The 16,846-nt window shown below is 55.6% G+C and carries 14 protein-coding genes and 1 tRNA gene; 5 read left to right on the forward strand and 10 right to left on the reverse strand.

The window, feature by feature from the left end:
• Positions 1–65: 65 nt before the first annotated feature.
• Complete coding sequence (locus HB779_RS04830) at positions 66–872, forward strand: undecaprenyl-diphosphate phosphatase (protein ID WP_188344656.1); 807 nt, start codon at positions 66–68, stop codon at positions 870–872.
• Between the two features lie 73 nt (positions 873–945).
• Here the strand turns inward: HB779_RS04830 and HB779_RS04835 are convergent, their stop codons facing one another.
• From HB779_RS04835 to HB779_RS04855, 5 genes are all read right to left on the reverse strand, one after another.
• Entirely contained in the window at positions 946–2,694 is a 1,749-nt protein-coding gene (locus HB779_RS04835) for an acetolactate synthase 3 large subunit (protein ID WP_188345778.1), read from the reverse strand.
• Positions 2,695–3,011: 317 nt separating this feature from the next.
• Positions 3,012–3,980 carry a complex I NDUFA9 subunit family protein gene (locus tag HB779_RS04840; RefSeq protein ID WP_188344657.1) on the reverse strand — a complete coding sequence of 323 codons (969 nt, stop codon included), beginning with the start codon at positions 3,978–3,980 and terminating at the stop codon, positions 3,012–3,014.
• Between the two features lie 148 nt (positions 3,981–4,128).
• Positions 4,129–5,397, reverse strand: a complete 1,269-nt coding sequence (locus tag HB779_RS04845; protein WP_188344658.1) for a D-tagatose-bisphosphate aldolase, class II, non-catalytic subunit — start codon at positions 5,395–5,397, stop codon at positions 4,129–4,131.
• A gap of 2 nt (positions 5,398–5,399) precedes the next feature.
• Positions 5,400–6,407, reverse strand: coding sequence for a sugar kinase (locus tag HB779_RS04850; RefSeq protein WP_244642464.1), 1,008 nt, complete (start codon positions 6,405–6,407; stop codon positions 5,400–5,402).
• A gap of 139 nt (positions 6,408–6,546) precedes the next feature.
• Positions 6,547–7,563, reverse strand: coding sequence for a LacI family DNA-binding transcriptional regulator (locus HB779_RS04855; RefSeq protein ID WP_188345780.1), 1,017 nt, complete (start codon positions 7,561–7,563; stop codon positions 6,547–6,549).
• A gap of 484 nt (positions 7,564–8,047) precedes the next feature.
• Between HB779_RS04855 and HB779_RS04860 the strand changes: the two genes are divergently transcribed.
• Positions 8,048–9,331, forward strand: a complete 1,284-nt coding sequence (locus HB779_RS04860; RefSeq protein ID WP_188344659.1) for a sugar ABC transporter substrate-binding protein — start codon at positions 8,048–8,050, stop codon at positions 9,329–9,331.
• Between the two features lie 65 nt (positions 9,332–9,396).
• Complete coding sequence (locus tag HB779_RS04865; protein WP_188344660.1) at positions 9,397–10,395, forward strand: zinc-dependent alcohol dehydrogenase family protein; 999 nt, start codon at positions 9,397–9,399, stop codon at positions 10,393–10,395.
• A gap of 99 nt (positions 10,396–10,494) precedes the next feature.
• On the opposite strand, the gene rpsA is transcribed toward HB779_RS04865, so the two are convergent.
• From rpsA to aroA, 4 genes are all read right to left on the reverse strand, one after another.
• Positions 10,495–12,195 (reverse strand): 30S ribosomal protein S1, encoded by a 1,701-nt coding sequence (gene rpsA, locus HB779_RS04870; RefSeq protein ID WP_091879198.1) that lies wholly within the window; start codon positions 12,193–12,195, stop codon positions 10,495–10,497.
• A gap of 127 nt (positions 12,196–12,322) precedes the next feature.
• Positions 12,323–12,970 (reverse strand): (d)CMP kinase, encoded by a 648-nt coding sequence (gene cmk / locus HB779_RS04875; protein ID WP_244642560.1) that lies wholly within the window; start codon positions 12,968–12,970, stop codon positions 12,323–12,325.
• Between the two features lie 391 nt (positions 12,971–13,361).
• Positions 13,362–13,718, reverse strand: coding sequence for a hypothetical protein (locus HB779_RS04880; protein ID WP_188344662.1), 357 nt, complete (start codon positions 13,716–13,718; stop codon positions 13,362–13,364).
• An 8-nt stretch (positions 13,719–13,726) separates the two neighbouring features.
• On the reverse strand, positions 13,727–15,082 hold the full coding sequence (gene aroA / locus HB779_RS04885; protein WP_188344663.1) for a 3-phosphoshikimate 1-carboxyvinyltransferase: 1,356 nt from the start codon (positions 15,080–15,082) through the stop codon (positions 13,727–13,729).
• Between the two features lie 252 nt (positions 15,083–15,334).
• Between aroA and HB779_RS04890 the strand changes: the two genes are divergently transcribed.
• Both HB779_RS04890 and HB779_RS04895 read left to right on the forward strand, forming a co-directional pair.
• Positions 15,335–15,724, forward strand: a complete 390-nt coding sequence (locus HB779_RS04890) for a TIGR02300 family protein (protein WP_188344664.1) — start codon at positions 15,335–15,337, stop codon at positions 15,722–15,724.
• 165 nt (positions 15,725–15,889) lie between these two features.
• A tRNA-Ala gene (locus tag HB779_RS04895) sits at positions 15,890–15,965 on the forward strand.
• A 74-nt stretch (positions 15,966–16,039) separates the two neighbouring features.
• Here the strand turns inward: HB779_RS04895 and HB779_RS04900 are convergent.
• The gene (locus HB779_RS04900) at positions 16,040–16,828 is read right to left on the reverse strand and encodes a DUF1868 domain-containing protein (protein WP_188344665.1); all 789 of its coding nucleotides are present in this window, start codon (positions 16,826–16,828) and stop codon (positions 16,040–16,042) included.
• Between the last annotated feature and the right edge of the window lie 18 nt (positions 16,829–16,846).

A 16,846-nucleotide genomic window follows, 5' to 3' on the forward strand; every position in this document is an offset into this window, starting at 1 on the left:
GCGGCGTGAGACAAGCAAACAGCACGTGATCATCCGAACCGGGATCACCATGGGAATTTATAATCATGGAATCACAGACAATTGTCGAAGCTCTTTTTCTCGGATTGGTGGAAGGGTTAACAGAGTTTATACCGGTCTCCTCCACGGGCCACCTTTTGCTCGCCGGACATTTTCTCGGCTTTGAATCAAACGGCAAAACATTCGAGGTGCTGATCCAGCTTGGTGCGATCCTTGCCATCCTCACAGTCTATTTCGGCCGTCTTCTGAAAATCGCCCGTGATTTGCCCAGCGATGCCCGCACACAGCGCTTCGTCGCTGGTATCCTGGTGGCTTTTTTGCCAGCCGTGGTCATTGGCATTCTCGCACACGGCTTCATCAAGACTGTGCTGTTTGAATCGCCGATGCTGATTTGCGTCATGTTGATTATCGGTGGAATCATCCTTCTATGGGTAGACCGGCTGGACTTGAAGCCGCGCTATACCAACGTGATGGATTATCCGCTGTCGCTGTGTCTGAAGATCGGCTTCATTCAGTGTCTTGCCATGATCCCCGGAACATCCCGTTCGGGCGCGACCATTGTTGGTGCGTTGCTGCTTGGTACTGACAAGCGCTCGGCTGCGGAATTCTCGTTCTTTCTGGCAATGCCGACCATGGCGGGCGCCTTTGCCTACGATCTTTTCAAAAATCGTGATGTCCTGACAATGAATGACGCATCGCTCATTGCTATCGGCTTTGTCGCAGCCTTTATCTCGGGCGTGTTCGTCGTACGGTATCTCCTCGATTATGTTTCACGTCATGGCTTTGCACTGTTTGCCTATTGGCGCGTCATCGTGGGCACGGTTGGCCTGATCGCCATTATCCTGGCGAAGTAAGGAGACCATGGGACGAGCGGTAAGCTCTCCCGCAAGCAATGCGGGAGAGTTATCAGGTGCTCTTGCCTGATGGTTATGCGAACCCTTGGCTGCCGTGATGGATAGCCTTCGCCCATGCGGTGTCATCCGCCAGCATCATCTGATTGTGGGTCTCATCTGGCCGCATCATCGGGAAGCAGTTTTCAAGCCTGGCGACCCGGCAATCGAATAGAACAGGCCGGTCAATTGCGATCATTTCCCGGATCGCATCATCCAGCAGAGCAGGGCTATCACAGCGGATGCCGTGACCGCCAAACGCTTCCGCCAGCTTCACGAAATCCGGCAGAGCCTCGCTGTATGAATGCGTCTGACGGTTTCCATACTGGATTTGCTGCAATTGACCGACCATACCCATATGCCCATTGTTGAGAATGAAGATCTTGATCGGGGCATTGTGCTGAACTGCCGCTGACATTTCCTTCATCGTCATCTGTACTGAGGCATCGCCGGCAATATCAATGACGAGGCTTTTGGGGTTGGCGATCTGCACACCAAGTGCCGCCGGAAGGCCATATCCCATGGTGCCGAGCCCGCCGGATGTCATCCAGCGGTTGGGTTGCTCGAAGGGGTAATATTGAGCCGCCCACATCTGGTGCAGCTCCACTTCCGTGGTGATGTAAGTATCCCGGTCCCGTGTCAGCGCATACAGACGTTCGATGGCATATTGCGGCATGATGACGTCGTCACGCATCGTGTATGAAAATGACTGCCGGGCCCGCCAGCGATCAATACTTTCCCACCAGGCAGCGAGCCGCGCTTTGTCAGGCGATTGCGGCAGCGCCCGCCAAAGCCGGACGATCTCGGTAAGCACATCGGCGGCATCACCCTGGATGCCGATATCCGCGCGGACGTTTTTATTGATCGAGGACGGATCGATATCGATGTGGATTTTGACAGAGTCTGGCGAGAAACCATCAACACGCGACGTTACCCGGTCGTCGAAGCGGGCGCCTATGCAAAGCATAAGATCGCAATCGTGCATCGCCATATTGGCCTCGTAAGCGCCATGCAAGCCGGTCATCTTCAGCCAGTTCGGGCCTGATGCCGGATAGGCGCCAAGCCCCATGAGCGTCGAGGTGACCGGAAATCCGGTCAGGTCCGCCAGTTCCCGCAGAAGTTTCGATGCTTCAGGACCGGAATTGATGATGCCGCCACCGGTGTAAATGATGGGCCGCCGTGCCTTTGCCATAAGAGCGACGGCAGCCTCGATCCTGCTCAACTGACCGCTCACAGGTGATGCGTTGTTTGTCTGCCATGGCACTTCGCCGGGCGGCGTGTAGCGTCCCGAGGCATAGAGCACATCTTTTGGCATATCGACGAGAACGGGGCCCGGTCGTCCGGATTTGGCGGTCCTGAAGGCTTTATGGATGGTTGCAGCCAGATCATCGACATGGTTGACCAGCCAATTGTGCTTCGTGCACGGACGGGTAATGCCCACCGTGTCGCATTCCTGAAATGCATCCGTACCGATCAGCGCAGTTGCCACCTGACCCGACAGGCAGACGATAGGGATGGAATCCATCAACGCATCCTGCAGCGGTGTGATGGCATTGGTAACGCCGGGACCCGAGGTGACCAGCATGACGCCAACCTTGCCGCTTGAGCGTGCGTAGCCTTCGGCAGCGTGGCCAGCTCCCTGCTCATGGCGAACAAGGATGTGTTTTATGTCTTCCTGCTGGAAAAGCTCGTCATAGATCGGCAGCACAGCCGCGCCGGGATAGCCGAAAATATGCCGAACACCATGGTCGCGCAGCGCCTGGAGAACAATTTCTGCGCCGGTCATTGGCGCGTATGAAGTCCGAATGGAATGATCATCCGTCATGATTCTGTCCGTTCTGTAGAGGTGATAATGCGGAAAATCTGACGAGGCTGGCCCGAATTGCGGGCATAAAAAAGGCCCCGTCAGGAGCCTGCTTACCGCGCATGGGTGCTTTCGCCGGATGGTTATACCATCCTGCCCATGCGCCCTATCACCACAACGAGAACCATTACGATCTTCATGGTCTTACAAGTAGACAGAAAATTCCACGGCGTCAACGCGGGGAAGCTGCGCCGCGCCGGGATCAGCGTCCGGCGCAGATTAGTCAAAGGATCTTTGGATCAGGCCGGCTTCTGACTGGAATACTGCCCCTGAACCCGGAAGCGCCAGAGATAGGATGGCAGGATTGTCTCGATGGTTTGCGGTTGAATGCCGAGACCTTCCAGCGTCCGCTTTTCTGTTTTGGCCTCTTCAGACACGACATAGTCCTTCTGCAGCAGGATAACCTGATCCTTGGTTATCACCGGCTTTGGCAGAAGACCAAGAATTGAACCCTGAACTCTGGCAACCCACCACGGAAGCGAGATCAGCAGGCGCTTGCGACCGATAACGCGCAGGGTTTCCTCCATGCACTGGCGGAAGGTCAGCACCTCGGCGCCGCCCAGTTCGTAAACGGAACCGGTCTTCAGAGCACCATCCACTGATCGGGCGATCACTTCGGCAAGATCACCGACATAGACCGGCTGGAATTTGGTGTTACCGCCGCCAATGAGAGGTATAAAGGGCGAAATGCGTGCCATGGCAGCAAATTTGTTAAAGAAATCATCTTCCGGCCCAAACACGATGGATGGACGGATGATTACTGCATCCGGCAACGTTTCGCGCACGGCGGCCTCACCGCGTCCCTTGGTGCTGGCATAGATGGATGGAGACTGCGGATCGGCACCCAATGCCGACATATGAGTCAGTGGAACGCCAGCTGCGCGCGCAGCTTCCGCTACCGCATGCGCACCGAAAACCTGCACGGTGTTGAATTTCTGATTGCCGGTTTCATAGGGAATACCGACAAGGTTGATCACATGGTCCGAACCGGCGACGGCGCGGTCGATGGACCAGCGGTAGCGCAGGTTGGCCTGTACGGCCTGAATCTGGCCGACACCGCCCAAGGGCTGAAGATGGAATGCAAGATCGGGACGGCGGACAGCGACGCGAACACGATAGCCGCGCGCCGTCAGGGCGCGTACCACGTGACGACCAACAAAACCTGAGCCCCCGAAAATGGTGACAAGTTTGGGTTTCGTGATTGTCATCAGGTTCTCCTATCGAAATCGTCCAATATTCCCATGCTGTTTAAAGCCTTTTACCGCGAAGGCAAAGGGTTGATCGGAGTCTGCTCTCGCGGCGCGTTGCCGCGCTTGCCGCTATAATAAACTCCGGATGTCGGCCTGTTTTGATCAGTTACCAGCCGCAGGCGGCAGAATAGTCCGCGAGCACCTGATCAATGGCGGCAATCAAAATTGCTTCCGGATTGTTCCGGTCTGCGGGCCCAATGGCGAGATTGGGCAGGAACTGCCGCAGCAGCGTTTCCGGGATTGCGTGGCCGCTGAGGGCAATCGTGAGCTTGTTGACAGCCTCAGTCGCTTCCGGCTCGGTCCAATAATAGCGGATACGATCACTGTAGCTGTAGTGGCGTTGCACATGCCGATCATTGTCGCTGCCATGATAATGGGATGCCCAATGATCAGGTTTTTCCAGCATCAGCCGCTCCATGGTTCCCGCCAGAGAGCGCATGCCATAGGCCGGGTCAAGTTCCCCGGCAATCAGATCAAGACCATACAGCGCTTCACGCAGGGCGAATGTCAGGCCCGGCCCGACCTTCAAAATGGGGAATCCGTCCCGCACCAGCGCCGCAAGCGCGGGCACTGTCTGATAATCGGTGGAATGCGCTTCGAATACAAATTGCGGTTCGCTATTGAGCAGTTGCGACAGCACGACTGCCTGTTCCGGGCGGTATTCCACGACATTCTCATTACCGAACTCGACGCCCGGCTGCACGACAATGCCGATCACCCGGTCAAATGCGTCTTGCAAGCCTTCGCTGGCAAACCGTTCGCGATGCACCGCGATCGTCTGCCGCGCGGCGTCGGGGCTGGTCGGGGTGACCTCGGTCAATGCGTGATCGGCACCACCGGGCACCGGCACTTCCGTCCCGATGATGTAACTGGGCAGGGCGAAGCCGCTTGTAACGGCTGCCTTTTCGGCCGCCTTAGCGAGCCGCGCCGCGCGTTGTGCGGTCACGGTATCATCGAGCGCTGCCGGTTCTCCGGCACAACCCATGCTGGCGTCGAGGTGGATCTTGGTGAATCCGGCGCTCACGTAATCGGCAACCATGATTTCGGCCTTCGCCAAAGCTTCCTCGGCGGGAAGCTTGCGCCACGGGTTGGGCCCGAGATGATCGCCGCCGAAAATCAGTCTGTCCCGGTCAAATCCCTCTTCGCGGGCTATCGCCTCGACAAAGACCACGAAATCGGCGGGCGTCATGCCTGTATAGCCGCCATACTGGTTGACCTGATTGCAGGTGGCTTCGATCAGTACGATCTGTCCATGCCGCTTGCCGCGCCGCAGGGCTGCCCGCACTACGAGCGGATGTGCCGAGCAAACGGAGGTTATACCGGCATTTTCACCGTTCCGATGGGCGTTGGCCAATTGGGAGAAAGACGTGAACATGCTTATTTCCTCTTTGTTGCCGCAATAAACTGATCGAGTTCTTCGAACGTCGATGTACCCTCCATAGGTCCCAGACGGGTGACATTGCGGGCACCGGCCGCGTTGGCATAGTCGAGCGCTTTTTCAGCCGAATGGCCAAGGCGGCGGCAGGTGAGATAGGTCGCGCCAAAACAATCACCCGCTCCGGTCGGATCAACTTCCTCGACGGTGAATGCAGGGCGCTCGATATGTCCGTTTTTCGTGTAAAGCGCCGAGCCGTGCTGTCCGCGCTTCACCACGATTTCCGCAACGCCGGATGCAAGTAATTTCCCGACAGCTTCGCTTTCCGATGCGGCGGGGCGGGCGACGAAAAGCTCTTCTCCGGATGGCAGCAGCAAATCTGCGGCTGCAATCAGGGCGGCAAACTGGCGTCCCGTTTCTTCGCCTGCAGCCAGCTCTTTGCGCATGTTGGGGTCGAGCGACACTGTTCCACGACGTTGTTTGACGGTGTGGAGCGCATATTCGATGATCGGCCATACTGCAGGTATCGACAGGGCTGACCCCATGACATGCAAATGACCTGCGCGGCCAATCAATGCTTTGGCGGCCTCCGTCAGTTTGATTTTACCTGCCGCACTGCGGGCAATATTGTAGACAAAGTCACGGCTGCCATCGGCTGCGTAGCGCACGAATGCGCTGCCCGTCGGATATTCCTGGCTGACGGCAATTGCCGAAACATCGGCGCCGTCGGCACGTAACCGTTCAACATTGAGTTGGCCAAAATCATCATTGCCGACGCTGGCGATAATGCCAGCTTTGGCCCCGAGTTTGGCCACCTGATCGATAAAGATAGCCGGCGCACCACTGGGAAAGGGACCAATCAGCGGCTGCGCTTCGAGAAAGCCCTTGCCGATTGTCGTGGCCATGATCTCCACAAGGATTTCGCCGACGGTAATGGTCGGGCCAAGGCCTTCCAAAGCCAGTGCAGATGAGGTCACGTCAAGCGCCATATTGATCATTGCCTGTTGCATGCGTTAGAGCCGTCAAACGAACGCTCGTCCCTGACTGATAATCTCAATTATTTCCATGTCAACAGGTAAATCTTTACGCGCGACAAGTTTTATCGCAAACCGGCTTTGTGAAACAATCAATCGAATTCACGGCACTTGGTCAGGCAGACGTGCGCAGCATGATTTCTGCGTTGAGCAGGATGCGTTCATTGGCAGGCAGTTCAAACTTCGAATCCTGATGTTCGCCGAGTTTGTGGAACAGCAGAGCCGCCGCCAGCCTGCCGATTTCATTGTAGTTTTGCGCAACGGTCGTCAATGGCGGACACATATAGCGCGACAACGGCTGGTCATCGTGGCCGGCCACGCGCAAATCGCAGTCCTGACCGCGACCGACTTTCAAGCCCGCCTGAAACGCCGCCGCGATCACGCCAAAGGCAACGCGATCATTGGCGCACAGGACTGTTTTCGTCGGAAAGCCGCCCTTGCGCAAAATGTCGACAGTCGCATCGAATGCGGCCTTCTCGAAATCCCAGCCGGACCCCTGTTCAACCTCGACAATATGCGGTTGGAATTTGAGGCTCTGCATGGCCTCGACATAAGCATTGCGCCGCTCAATGGCATTGCTGTTAACTGCGGGCATGCCGAAATAACACGGAAGATCGCCGGAGCGCGTGAGGTAATCGACGATGAGTTGAAAGCTCTGCCGATTGTTTGTGCCGACAAAAGGCGATGTCGTGTCGAGGGGCGAGTCCACATAGATCATTGGGATGGATTCGCCGAGCTTCAGCAGCTTGTCCTGATGCGATTGCACGCCAAGCGGCGCAATGATCGAGCCGGCAACATTCATCGATTTGAATGTTTCGATGGCACGTTCTTCCAGCTCCGGCTTGCCGTCGGAGCTTAGAACAAAGGCGAGATAACCCGCCTGTTCTGCAATGCCTTCAATGCGGCGCGTCAGGGCCGTATAGAAAGGATCGCTTGAGTTCGGGATAATAATGCCAAGTATATTGGTCCGGCGACGATTGAGATTGACGGCGAAGATATTGGGACGGAAGCCGGATTGTTTGACGGCTATCTCGATCAGTTCGCGGGTCTTTTTGCGCACTGAATTGGGATCATTGAAATATTTCGACACAGTCGGGCGCGATAGTCCGACAAACGTGGAAAAATCTTCCATTGTTCTGATCGTCTTTTTCACCGCGTGCATTCCCTTTCACGATCGTTTCGTCCGGATTAACTGACGTCGTCGTGCCTACCAAGAAATTGTCGCAGGACAATTTATACCCATTGATACTGCGGCTTACATAACTCATCGTCGATTCATGACGGCGCGGTCAACTAAAAATTTACAATGCCTCTCACTTGCGTCAAAATCCGGATTGATCCGCAGTAACTCTTGACCTGCCTTGTATCAGTATGATTTCCAACGATTGAAACCGGATCATGTTCAAACCCTGCCGGAATCGTTCAGCGGTAATCATCATGCCAACCGTTGTTGCGGTATCGCATTGCGCCAGTTCTAGCCTGCTTCCGGGCGCCGGGCACCTCATTTTTTATGTGTTTATTAATTTAAGTTTACGTGCGTAAAATTTGTGCGTTAATCCTTGGAGGAGGAAAAGAGATGAGTGTACGCTTGAGGGGGGGCAACGCACGCGTTGCTTATGACTTCTGTAATCGGGTCTGTTACCGGTGTTGCGTCAGCAGAAGAATTGACCATCGCCACCGTCAACAATGCCGATATGATTGTGATGCAGAAATTGTCGCCCGAATGGGAGAAGGCGACAGGCAACAAGCTCAATTGGGTTGTTCTGGAAGAAAATGTCCTGCGCCAGCGTGTGACAACGGATATTGCCACCAAGAGCGGTCAGTTCGATATTCTAACCATTGGCGGTTACGAAGAACCCATCTGGGGCAAGTCCGGCTGGCTGACTTCGGTCGATGATCTTGGTGATGATTATGATTATGCCGACCTGCTCGATCCGATCAGAAAAGGCTTAACTGTCGATGGCAAGCTCTATGCGGTGCCGTTCTATACGGAAAGCTCTTTCACACTTTATCGCAAGGATCTGTTCGACGCTGCCGGCCTGAAAATGCCGGATCAGCCCACCTATGACCAGATCAAGGAATTCGCAGCCAAGCTCACCGACAAATCCAAGGAACAGTATGGGATTTGTCTGCGTGGCAAGGCCGGCTGGGGCGAGAACATGGCGTTCCTTGGCACCATGATCAACACCTATGGCGGACGCTGGTTCGACATGGACTGGAAACCCCAGATTAATTCTGCACCATGGAAGCAGGCGGTGTCGACCTATGTCGAGTTGATGCAGAAATATGGGCCGCCCGGCGCAACATCCAACGGGTTCAACGAAAATCAGGCGCTGTTTGCGACGGGTCATTGCGCTATGTGGATTGACGCAACATCAGCGGCGGGCCGCGTTTATGATCCCAAGCAGAGCAAGGTTGCGGATACGGTGGCGTTTACCCGCGCGCCGGTTCAGGTCACGCCCAATGGCGCCGGCTGGTCCTGGGCCTGGACCTTGGCTATCCCGGTAACATCGAAAAAGACAGAAGCTGCGAAATCGTTCCTGAAATGGGCGACATCGAAAGACTATGTCAAGCGGGTCGCCGCCAGTGAAGGCTGGGTTGCCGTGCCGCCGGGTACGCGCAAATCCACCTATGACAATCCTGATTATCAAAAGGCAGCGCCTTTTGCTGCAACCGTGCTCGCGTCCATTATGGCTGCAGATCCGACCAAGCCGACCAAGGATCCTGTGCCCTATACCGGCGTGCAGTTCGTTGCCATCCCGGAGTTTCAAGCTTTCGGAACGACGGTTGGACAGCTCATTTCATCGTCGCTGGCCGGAACCCAGACGGTGGATCAGGCTCTGGATTCAGCCCAGCGTCAGGTCGAGCAGATTATGAAGCGGGCGGGTTACATCAAATAACCTTTTCAGGTGCGGCCCGCGCAGATATGGGCGGGCCGCTTTCGTCGATGACAGGATAGATTGCGATGAAAGCCATTCATTTCACCGGCTTGGGCATTGCTGGCATGGCCGATTTGAACGAGCCGGAGCTCGCACCCGGTCATGCGCTGGTACGGGTCATGGCATCGGGCCTTTGCCATACGGATATCGATGTTCTTTACGGGCGTTATGGCAATGGCGCCTTTCCGTTGGTGCCGGGCCATGAATATGCCGGAGTGATCGAAGCAGTGGCTAGGGATGTCACGGGTTTTCGCGCGGGTGATCGCGTTGCCATCGACCCGAATATCCCCTGCGGCACTTGCCGGTCCTGCGGTAAAGGATTGACCAATCTGTGTGAAAGCCTTGAAGCCTATGGCGTCACCCGCAATGGCGGCTTTGCTGAATACAGTATGGTCAATTCAAACCATCTTCATCCCATCGGCGATTTGCCCTTTCATATCGCTGCGCTCGCTGAACCCTTGGCCTGTGTGCAAAATGGCCTCGGCAACGCGCATGCGGTGAAGGCGGAAAACGCGCTGGTGTTTGGCGCAGGTCCCATCGGGCTGCTGATGGCCCTATCGCTCAAAGCCCAAGGTGTTGACGATGTGAGCGTCGCCGATATCAATGAAAGCCGTCTGGCTTTTGCTCAATCCCTTGGTCTGAAACCGGTTGTCTCTGGTTCGTCCGGTCTTGAAGTCACGCGCAAAGCTTTTGATTTTGTTGCCGATGCAACCGGTATTGCCCATGTCGTGCAGGACATGATTGCCTATACGGCCGATGGCGGGACGGCATTGATTTTCGGCGTCAGTGTGCCGGATGCGCGTATTGAGATTGCACCGTTCGAAATCTTCCGCCGCCAGATCAGCCTTGTCGGCTCGCATTCACTCAACCGCAACATTCCCGAGGCACTCGCCATTTTGCAGCGTGATGACGGAATGATGGCGAAACTGGTCTCGCACCGCCTGCCGCTTGCCGATGTTCTGCCGTTTCTGGCGAAAGGGACAGCAACACCTCAGACAATGAAGGTTCAGTTCTCGGCGGGGTAAAGCCGCCCGCAACCAGTTTCAATCTGCTGATCACAATGAAAAACCCGCCAGTCTTGCAACTGGCGGGTTCTTTTTTCAGCAGAAGCTGCGGGGAAAAAATTAGTTCTTTTCCTGCTTCTTCAGAGCGGCGCCAAGGATATCGCCGAGGGAAGCGCCTGAGTCGGACGAACCGTACTGTGCAACGGCTTCCTTCTCTTCAGCGATTTCCAGCGCCTTGATGGAGACCTGCAGCTTGCGGGTTTTCTTGTCGAAGGCGATGACGCGGGCGTCAACCTTCTGGCCAACCGTGAAACGTTCTGGACGCTGTTCGTCGCGATCGCGGGAAAGATCCGCACGACGGATGAACGAGTCGAGATCGTGGTCAACCAGACGGACTTCGAGGCCGCCATCGGTGATGCCAGTGACTTCAACAGTCACAACGGCATTCTTGCGCAGTTCACCTGACGTTGCTGCTTCACCGACCTTGTCGCCTGTGAGCTGCTTGATGCCAAGCGAAATGCGTTCCTTCTCGACGTCAACATCAAGAACCTGCGCCTTGACGACGTCGCCCTTGTTGTATTCTTCGATGACCTGTTCGCCTGGACGGTTCCAGTCGAGGTCGGAGAGGTGAACCATGCCGTCCACATCGCCGTCGAGGCCAATGAACAGGCCGAATTCGGTCTTGTTCTTGACTTCGCCTTCGACGATCGTGCCGACAGGGAACTTGTCTGCGAAGGTCGTCCATGGGTTGTCGAGTGTCTGCTTGAGACCGAGGGAGATGCGGCGCTTGACCGGATCCACTTCGAGAACAACGACTTCGACTTCCTGAGTTGTCGAGAGCAGCTTGCCCGGATGCACGTTCTTCTTTGTCCAGGACATTTCGGAAACGTGGATAAGGCCTTCGATGCCTGGTTCGATTTCGACGAATGCACCGTAGTCGGTGATGTTCGTAACCGTACCGGTGATCTTTTTGCCGATCGGGTACTTCGCACCAATACCATCCCAAGGATCGCTTTCGAGCTGCTTCATGCCGAGCGAAATACGATGTGTTTCCTGGTTGATACGGATGATCTGAACCTTGACCGTCTGGCCGATGTTCAGGATTTCCGAAGGATGGTTGACGCGGCGCCATGCCATGTCAGTCACGTGCAGCAGACCATCGATGCCGCCGAGATCAACGAACGCACCGTAATCGGTGATGTTCTTGACGACGCCTTCAACGACCTGACCTTCTTCAAGGTTCTGGACGATTTCAGAGCGCTGTTCAGCACGGCTCTCTTCAAGAACGGTACGGCGCGAAACAACGATGTTGCCGCGGCGCTTGTCCATCTTGAGGATTTCGAAGGGCTGTGGGTTGTGCATCAGCGGGGTAACGTCGCGGATCGGACGGATGTCGACCTGCGAGCGCGGCAAGAAGGCTACGGCACCATCGAGATCGACGGTGAAACCACCCTTGACCTGATTGAAGATAACACCATCGACGCGTTCGCCGCGGTTGAACTTCTCTTCAAGACGGACCCAGCTCTCTTCGCGGCGTGCTTTTTCACGCGACAGAACAGCTTCGCCGAGGGCGTTTTCGATACGCTCGACATAAACTTCAACGATATCGCCTGGCTTCAGCGAGCCGTCTTTGGCTTTCGCGCCGAATTCCTTGAGCGGTACGCGGCCTTCAACCTTAAGGCCGGCGTCAATGATCGCCATGTCTTTTTCGATGGCGACGATACGGCCCTTAACGACATAACCTTCAGCAAGGTCATTGGTGGCAAAGGACTCGGCGAGAAGAGCTTCGAAATCTTCGCGCGTTGGATTGGCTTGAGACATATATACTCCTGATATGTCCGGAATAGTCATCGGACATAGCACCGGTGGTTCGTGTTACGGTTCATCTGTATGCCAACCCGCCCTCGTGAGGGCAATCCGGTGCGAGGATCGGTAGCAGATGCTTGGTTTAATGCTTGCTTCCAGCCAAAGCCTGATCAATCAGGGTTTTGGCATTAAGAAACGCGGTCTCTATATCCATTTCCGTCGTATCTAGCAAGTGCGCGTCCGCAGCGGGCTTGAGCGGCGAGTCCGTGCGGCCCATATCGCGGGCATCGCGGCGCACCAGATCGGCCAGAATATCGTCATACTGGACACATGCGCCACTCGACTTAATTTCATCGTAACGGCGTTTCGCCCGCGCCTCCGGCGAGGCGGTTATATAGAGCTTGACCGGAGCATCCGGGCAAACGACCGTGCCGATATCACGGCCATCAAGCACCGTACCGGGCGAGCGAATGGCAAAGGCTTGCTGTGAAGCCACCAATGCGCGGCGCACTGCGGGCATGATTGCCACCTTGGATGCTGCTTCACCCACATCATGGGCGGAAAGCGCAGTCCGGTCGAGTTTCGCCAGATCAATGGTCCGCGCGGCTTTTTCAGCGAGAAACTCGTCATCCAGCGGCATGTTCTGGTCCATCAATGCCTTGGCAACGGCCCGGTAGGTCAGACCCGTATCGAGATGATGATAGCCGTAATAATCGGCAATCCGCCGGGCCAGTGTGCCTTTGCCCGATGCGGCCGGTCCATCAATGGCGATGGTAAAGCGCGATGGCAAAAGGACATCATCCTTCTCGTCCCGGTCAAACAGCCAGTTTCCAAGCGCAAACAGCAGATAGGCGGCGGCCAGCACCAGGGTGATCAGCGGCGTAATGCCGATTGTCACAAAGGCAAAGCCGCCCACCGTCGTTGCCAGCGAAGAAAGCCAGGCCGGCAGATAGGGCGAGAGGTTTTGCAACAGCGCATCAATGGCGAAAATCAGAGCGAACTGAAAGACAAACAACCAGAACAGGAGGGCAAACAGACCAAAGCGAATCTTCAGTGCCAGCCGCTCAACGGCATAGGCAAAGGCAACAATAAGGGATGATGTCAGTATAAAATACATCAGGCACTCCCCGCCATGCGCATGACAAGGGGCAGCACTGTCTGCAAATGATCAACGGGTTCGATCATGTCTCTTTGTTTCTTGCCTTTGCGCCCATGAGGAAGCCTATACCATAACCGGCAATCGAACCGAATGCGGGCGGCAGGAGCAGGAACTGATAGGGCATCCATTCACTTGGCATTGCCATTTCTGCCTCCGACACACCCGGCTGGGCCGCATCGAAGACATTCCACGCATAGAGGAAGATCAGCAGCAAAGGAAGAACGACCCGCATGATCGTGCTCAAAATGCCCGGCCATGGACGCAATGATCCACTGGAAACTGTACCGCTATGGGCGCTGCGCCCCGCCCAGACAATGAACGGCACGCTCGACATCGCATAGAGAAAATAGACGGTCAGTGCGGAAAAGACTGCGTTCATTGTTACGCTTATGCTGGCGATCCGTGCACGGAAATCTCAGCGCCCATTCCGGTCATCATGTCCATGAACTCGGGAAAACTCGTGGCAATTATGGCTGAATCATCAACACTGACCGGCCTTTCCGCCACAAGCCCCATCACGAGGAAACTCATGGCAATGCGGTGATCGAGATGCGTTTCAACCGTACCGCCGCCCAGGCCCTTGCCATCAGGACGGCCGCGAACACTCAAGGTTTCCTTGCCCTCGGTGCAATCGACACCATTGATCTTCAGTCCCTCGGCAACAGCCGACAACCGGTCGGATTCCTTGACACGCAGCTCTTCCAGCCCGTTCATCACGGTTTCGCCCTTGGCGAACGAGGCTGCTACGGCAAGCACCGGATATTCATCGATCATTGACGGCGCGCGCTCTGAAGGCACGTTGACGCCCGTAAGCTCGGAAGCGCGCACGTGCAGGTCGGCAACATCCTCGCCGCCGGCAAGGCGTGCATTGAGGATTTCGATGCTGGCGCCCATTTCCTGCAATGTCAGAATTAGTCCCGTACGGGTCGGGTTCATCAAAACGTTGCGGATGGTGATATCCGAGCCCGGTACGAGCAAAGCAGCCACCAGCGGGAAAGCCGTTGACGACGGATCGCCCGGAACATCGATGATCTGACCGGTCAGTTTACCCTGACCCTCAATCCGGATGTGCCGCACATTATCCTTGTCGGTTTCGACGGATAGATTGGCGCCAAAACCTTGCAGCATCTTTTCCGTATGGTCGCGCGTCATCACCGGTTCAATCACGGTGGTAATCCCCGGCGTATTCAGGCCTGCCAAAAGCACAGCGGATTTGACCTGCGCCGAAGCCATTGGCACCCTGTAGGTGATGGGAGCCGCAACTTTCGGACCGCGCAGCGTCAACGGCATGCGATCGCCGTCTGCAGCCGTGACCTGTACGCCCATTTCACGCAAGGGGTCGAGCACGCGGGCCATCGGGCGCTTGGACAGCGAGGCATCACCGATAAACGTTGTTTCCATGGCATAGGTGCCGACAAGGCCCATGGTCAGGCGGGCGCCAGTGCCCGCATTGCCGAAATCAAGCGGCGCTTCCGGCTGCAGCAGGCAGCCATTGCCGGTTCCTTCGATAATCCAGACCTTACCTTCCTGGCTGATCTTCGCACCCATCGCCCGCATGGCGCGGCCGGTATTGATTACGTCTTCGCCTTCGAGCAGGCCGGTAATACGCGTTTCGCCCGAGGCGAGGCCACCAAACATAAAGGAACGATGCGAGATCGATTTATCGCCGGGGATGCGGATATCGCCAGTGAGCGCGTTGGAGCGGCGGGCAGTGGCAGGTTTGAGCAGCGCGGAGTGGGACATGAGTAAGGTCAATCGCAAAGAAAGTTGATGTTTCAGACAGTGCCGATAGGCGCTGGCGTTCCTAACACAGCTTGCCCGTTCGGTCATCTTGCAAATGCATTGATTGGCTCATCGGCAATCTCTCGTCGTTTTGGCTTTGACAAATGCTCTGAATTGCGTTTATGGGACCAGAAATCCATTTGATGAGCGCTGGCATAATCGGTTTGACGATGGCATACCGGATGCAGGTGCAGCCAGAAGACGAGGCATAACGTGGTAAATCCAAAACTTGGTACCAAGCGAATTGACCCGGAAACAGGTCAGAAATTCTACGATCTCAACCGTGATCCGATTGTCTCGCCTTACACGGGTAAGAGCTATCCCCTGAATTATTTCGAATCGACCACTCCCGCAGCCCGCGAGGAAGAGGAAGAAGTCGAGACTGAAGAAGTCGACGTTGCACTGGAAAAGCCGGTATTCGTTTCGCTTGAAGAAGCCGATGGCGACACCGATGCCGATGTGCCGGATCTGGGTGATGATGTTGATGTTGAAGTCGACGATGCCGATGATGACGATACGTTCCTTGCCGAAGACGAAGAAGACGAAGATGACGACGTCACCGATATTCTCGGCGGCGGCATCGGCGAAGACGACGAAAATTGATTTTGAGCAAGGTCTTTCGCCGTCCTGAAAAATAACAGGAAATATCCGGCGAATAGACCTTGATCTTCTCCGCGGCGGGCGATATGTACCCGCCTCGGAACGGTACCAGACCGTTCGACTATCCTGCCGGATTTACTCGGCTTAGCCGAAACCGGCTAATGGAATGGGGCCATAGCTCAGCTGGGAGAGCGCTTGCATGGCATGCAAGAGGTCAGCGGTTCGATCCCGCTTGGCTCCACCAACTCCCGCTCATGTGGTTGATTTTTGGTTCAGGTAAACGACGTGGCAGCCGTATAAGCTGCCACGGGTAAAACGTCACGAAAGATAGAATTGCCGGTGGAAGGCATACATGTCTTTGAATATGCAATATTCGGGGGCGCCAAAATGGATCACCGGACTTTTGCGCATGATGTCATTGCGCCACTTTTCCCATAAAATCTGAAAACGACTTTCTTCATCCGGATCAAACGACCTGATCTGGTAACCCAGCGTTGTGTGGAAGCGATAAGCCGCGTGACCAGGTGACGACATTCCGAGATAATCCGACAATTGGTCCCGAACCTTCCGTAGCTTCGCGTTCTCAGCTTCGTCGACGGGAAGCAGTTTGAGCGTGAGTGCAGAGGCGCGGTCCACAGGCGGACTGGGGTCGACCTTCATGCGCAGAGGCAGTTCGCAGTTTAATTTGAATTCCTGCAGTTTCGCGCTCAAAATTCGACTGCACTCGTCCATGGGGGCATCGAGACTGACGTCTCGCGGCCAAGCGCCAGCTTTGCGGATGCCTTCGCTCGCTCCCTCAAACACCGTCATATGATAGCTGGATGGCGGAAGGAGCGTTATTTTTCGCATAGAATCAAGGTGCTGGGCCTCGCGAAAAACATCAAGCAAAGCGTCGAAATAATCCGAATTCTCGCCTTGCTGAGGGACGTGACAAATGATGGTGTTGCCGGGAAAGGGCTTTACACTGCCGTCCGCACTGAATTTGTAGCCGACAGCAGAGGTATATTCACCCTGCGATGACGATTGAGCTTGGACACTATTGGCCAGGAGCACTCCGGCCGATGAGACGGCTACCTGTTTGAGAAAATGGCGCCGCAGGATCTGCATGTTTCACCTCGTTTGGTG

It is taken from the genome of Phyllobacterium sp. 628 (assembly GCF_014189505.1).
GTDB lineage: Bacteria > Pseudomonadota > Alphaproteobacteria > Rhizobiales > Rhizobiaceae > Phyllobacterium.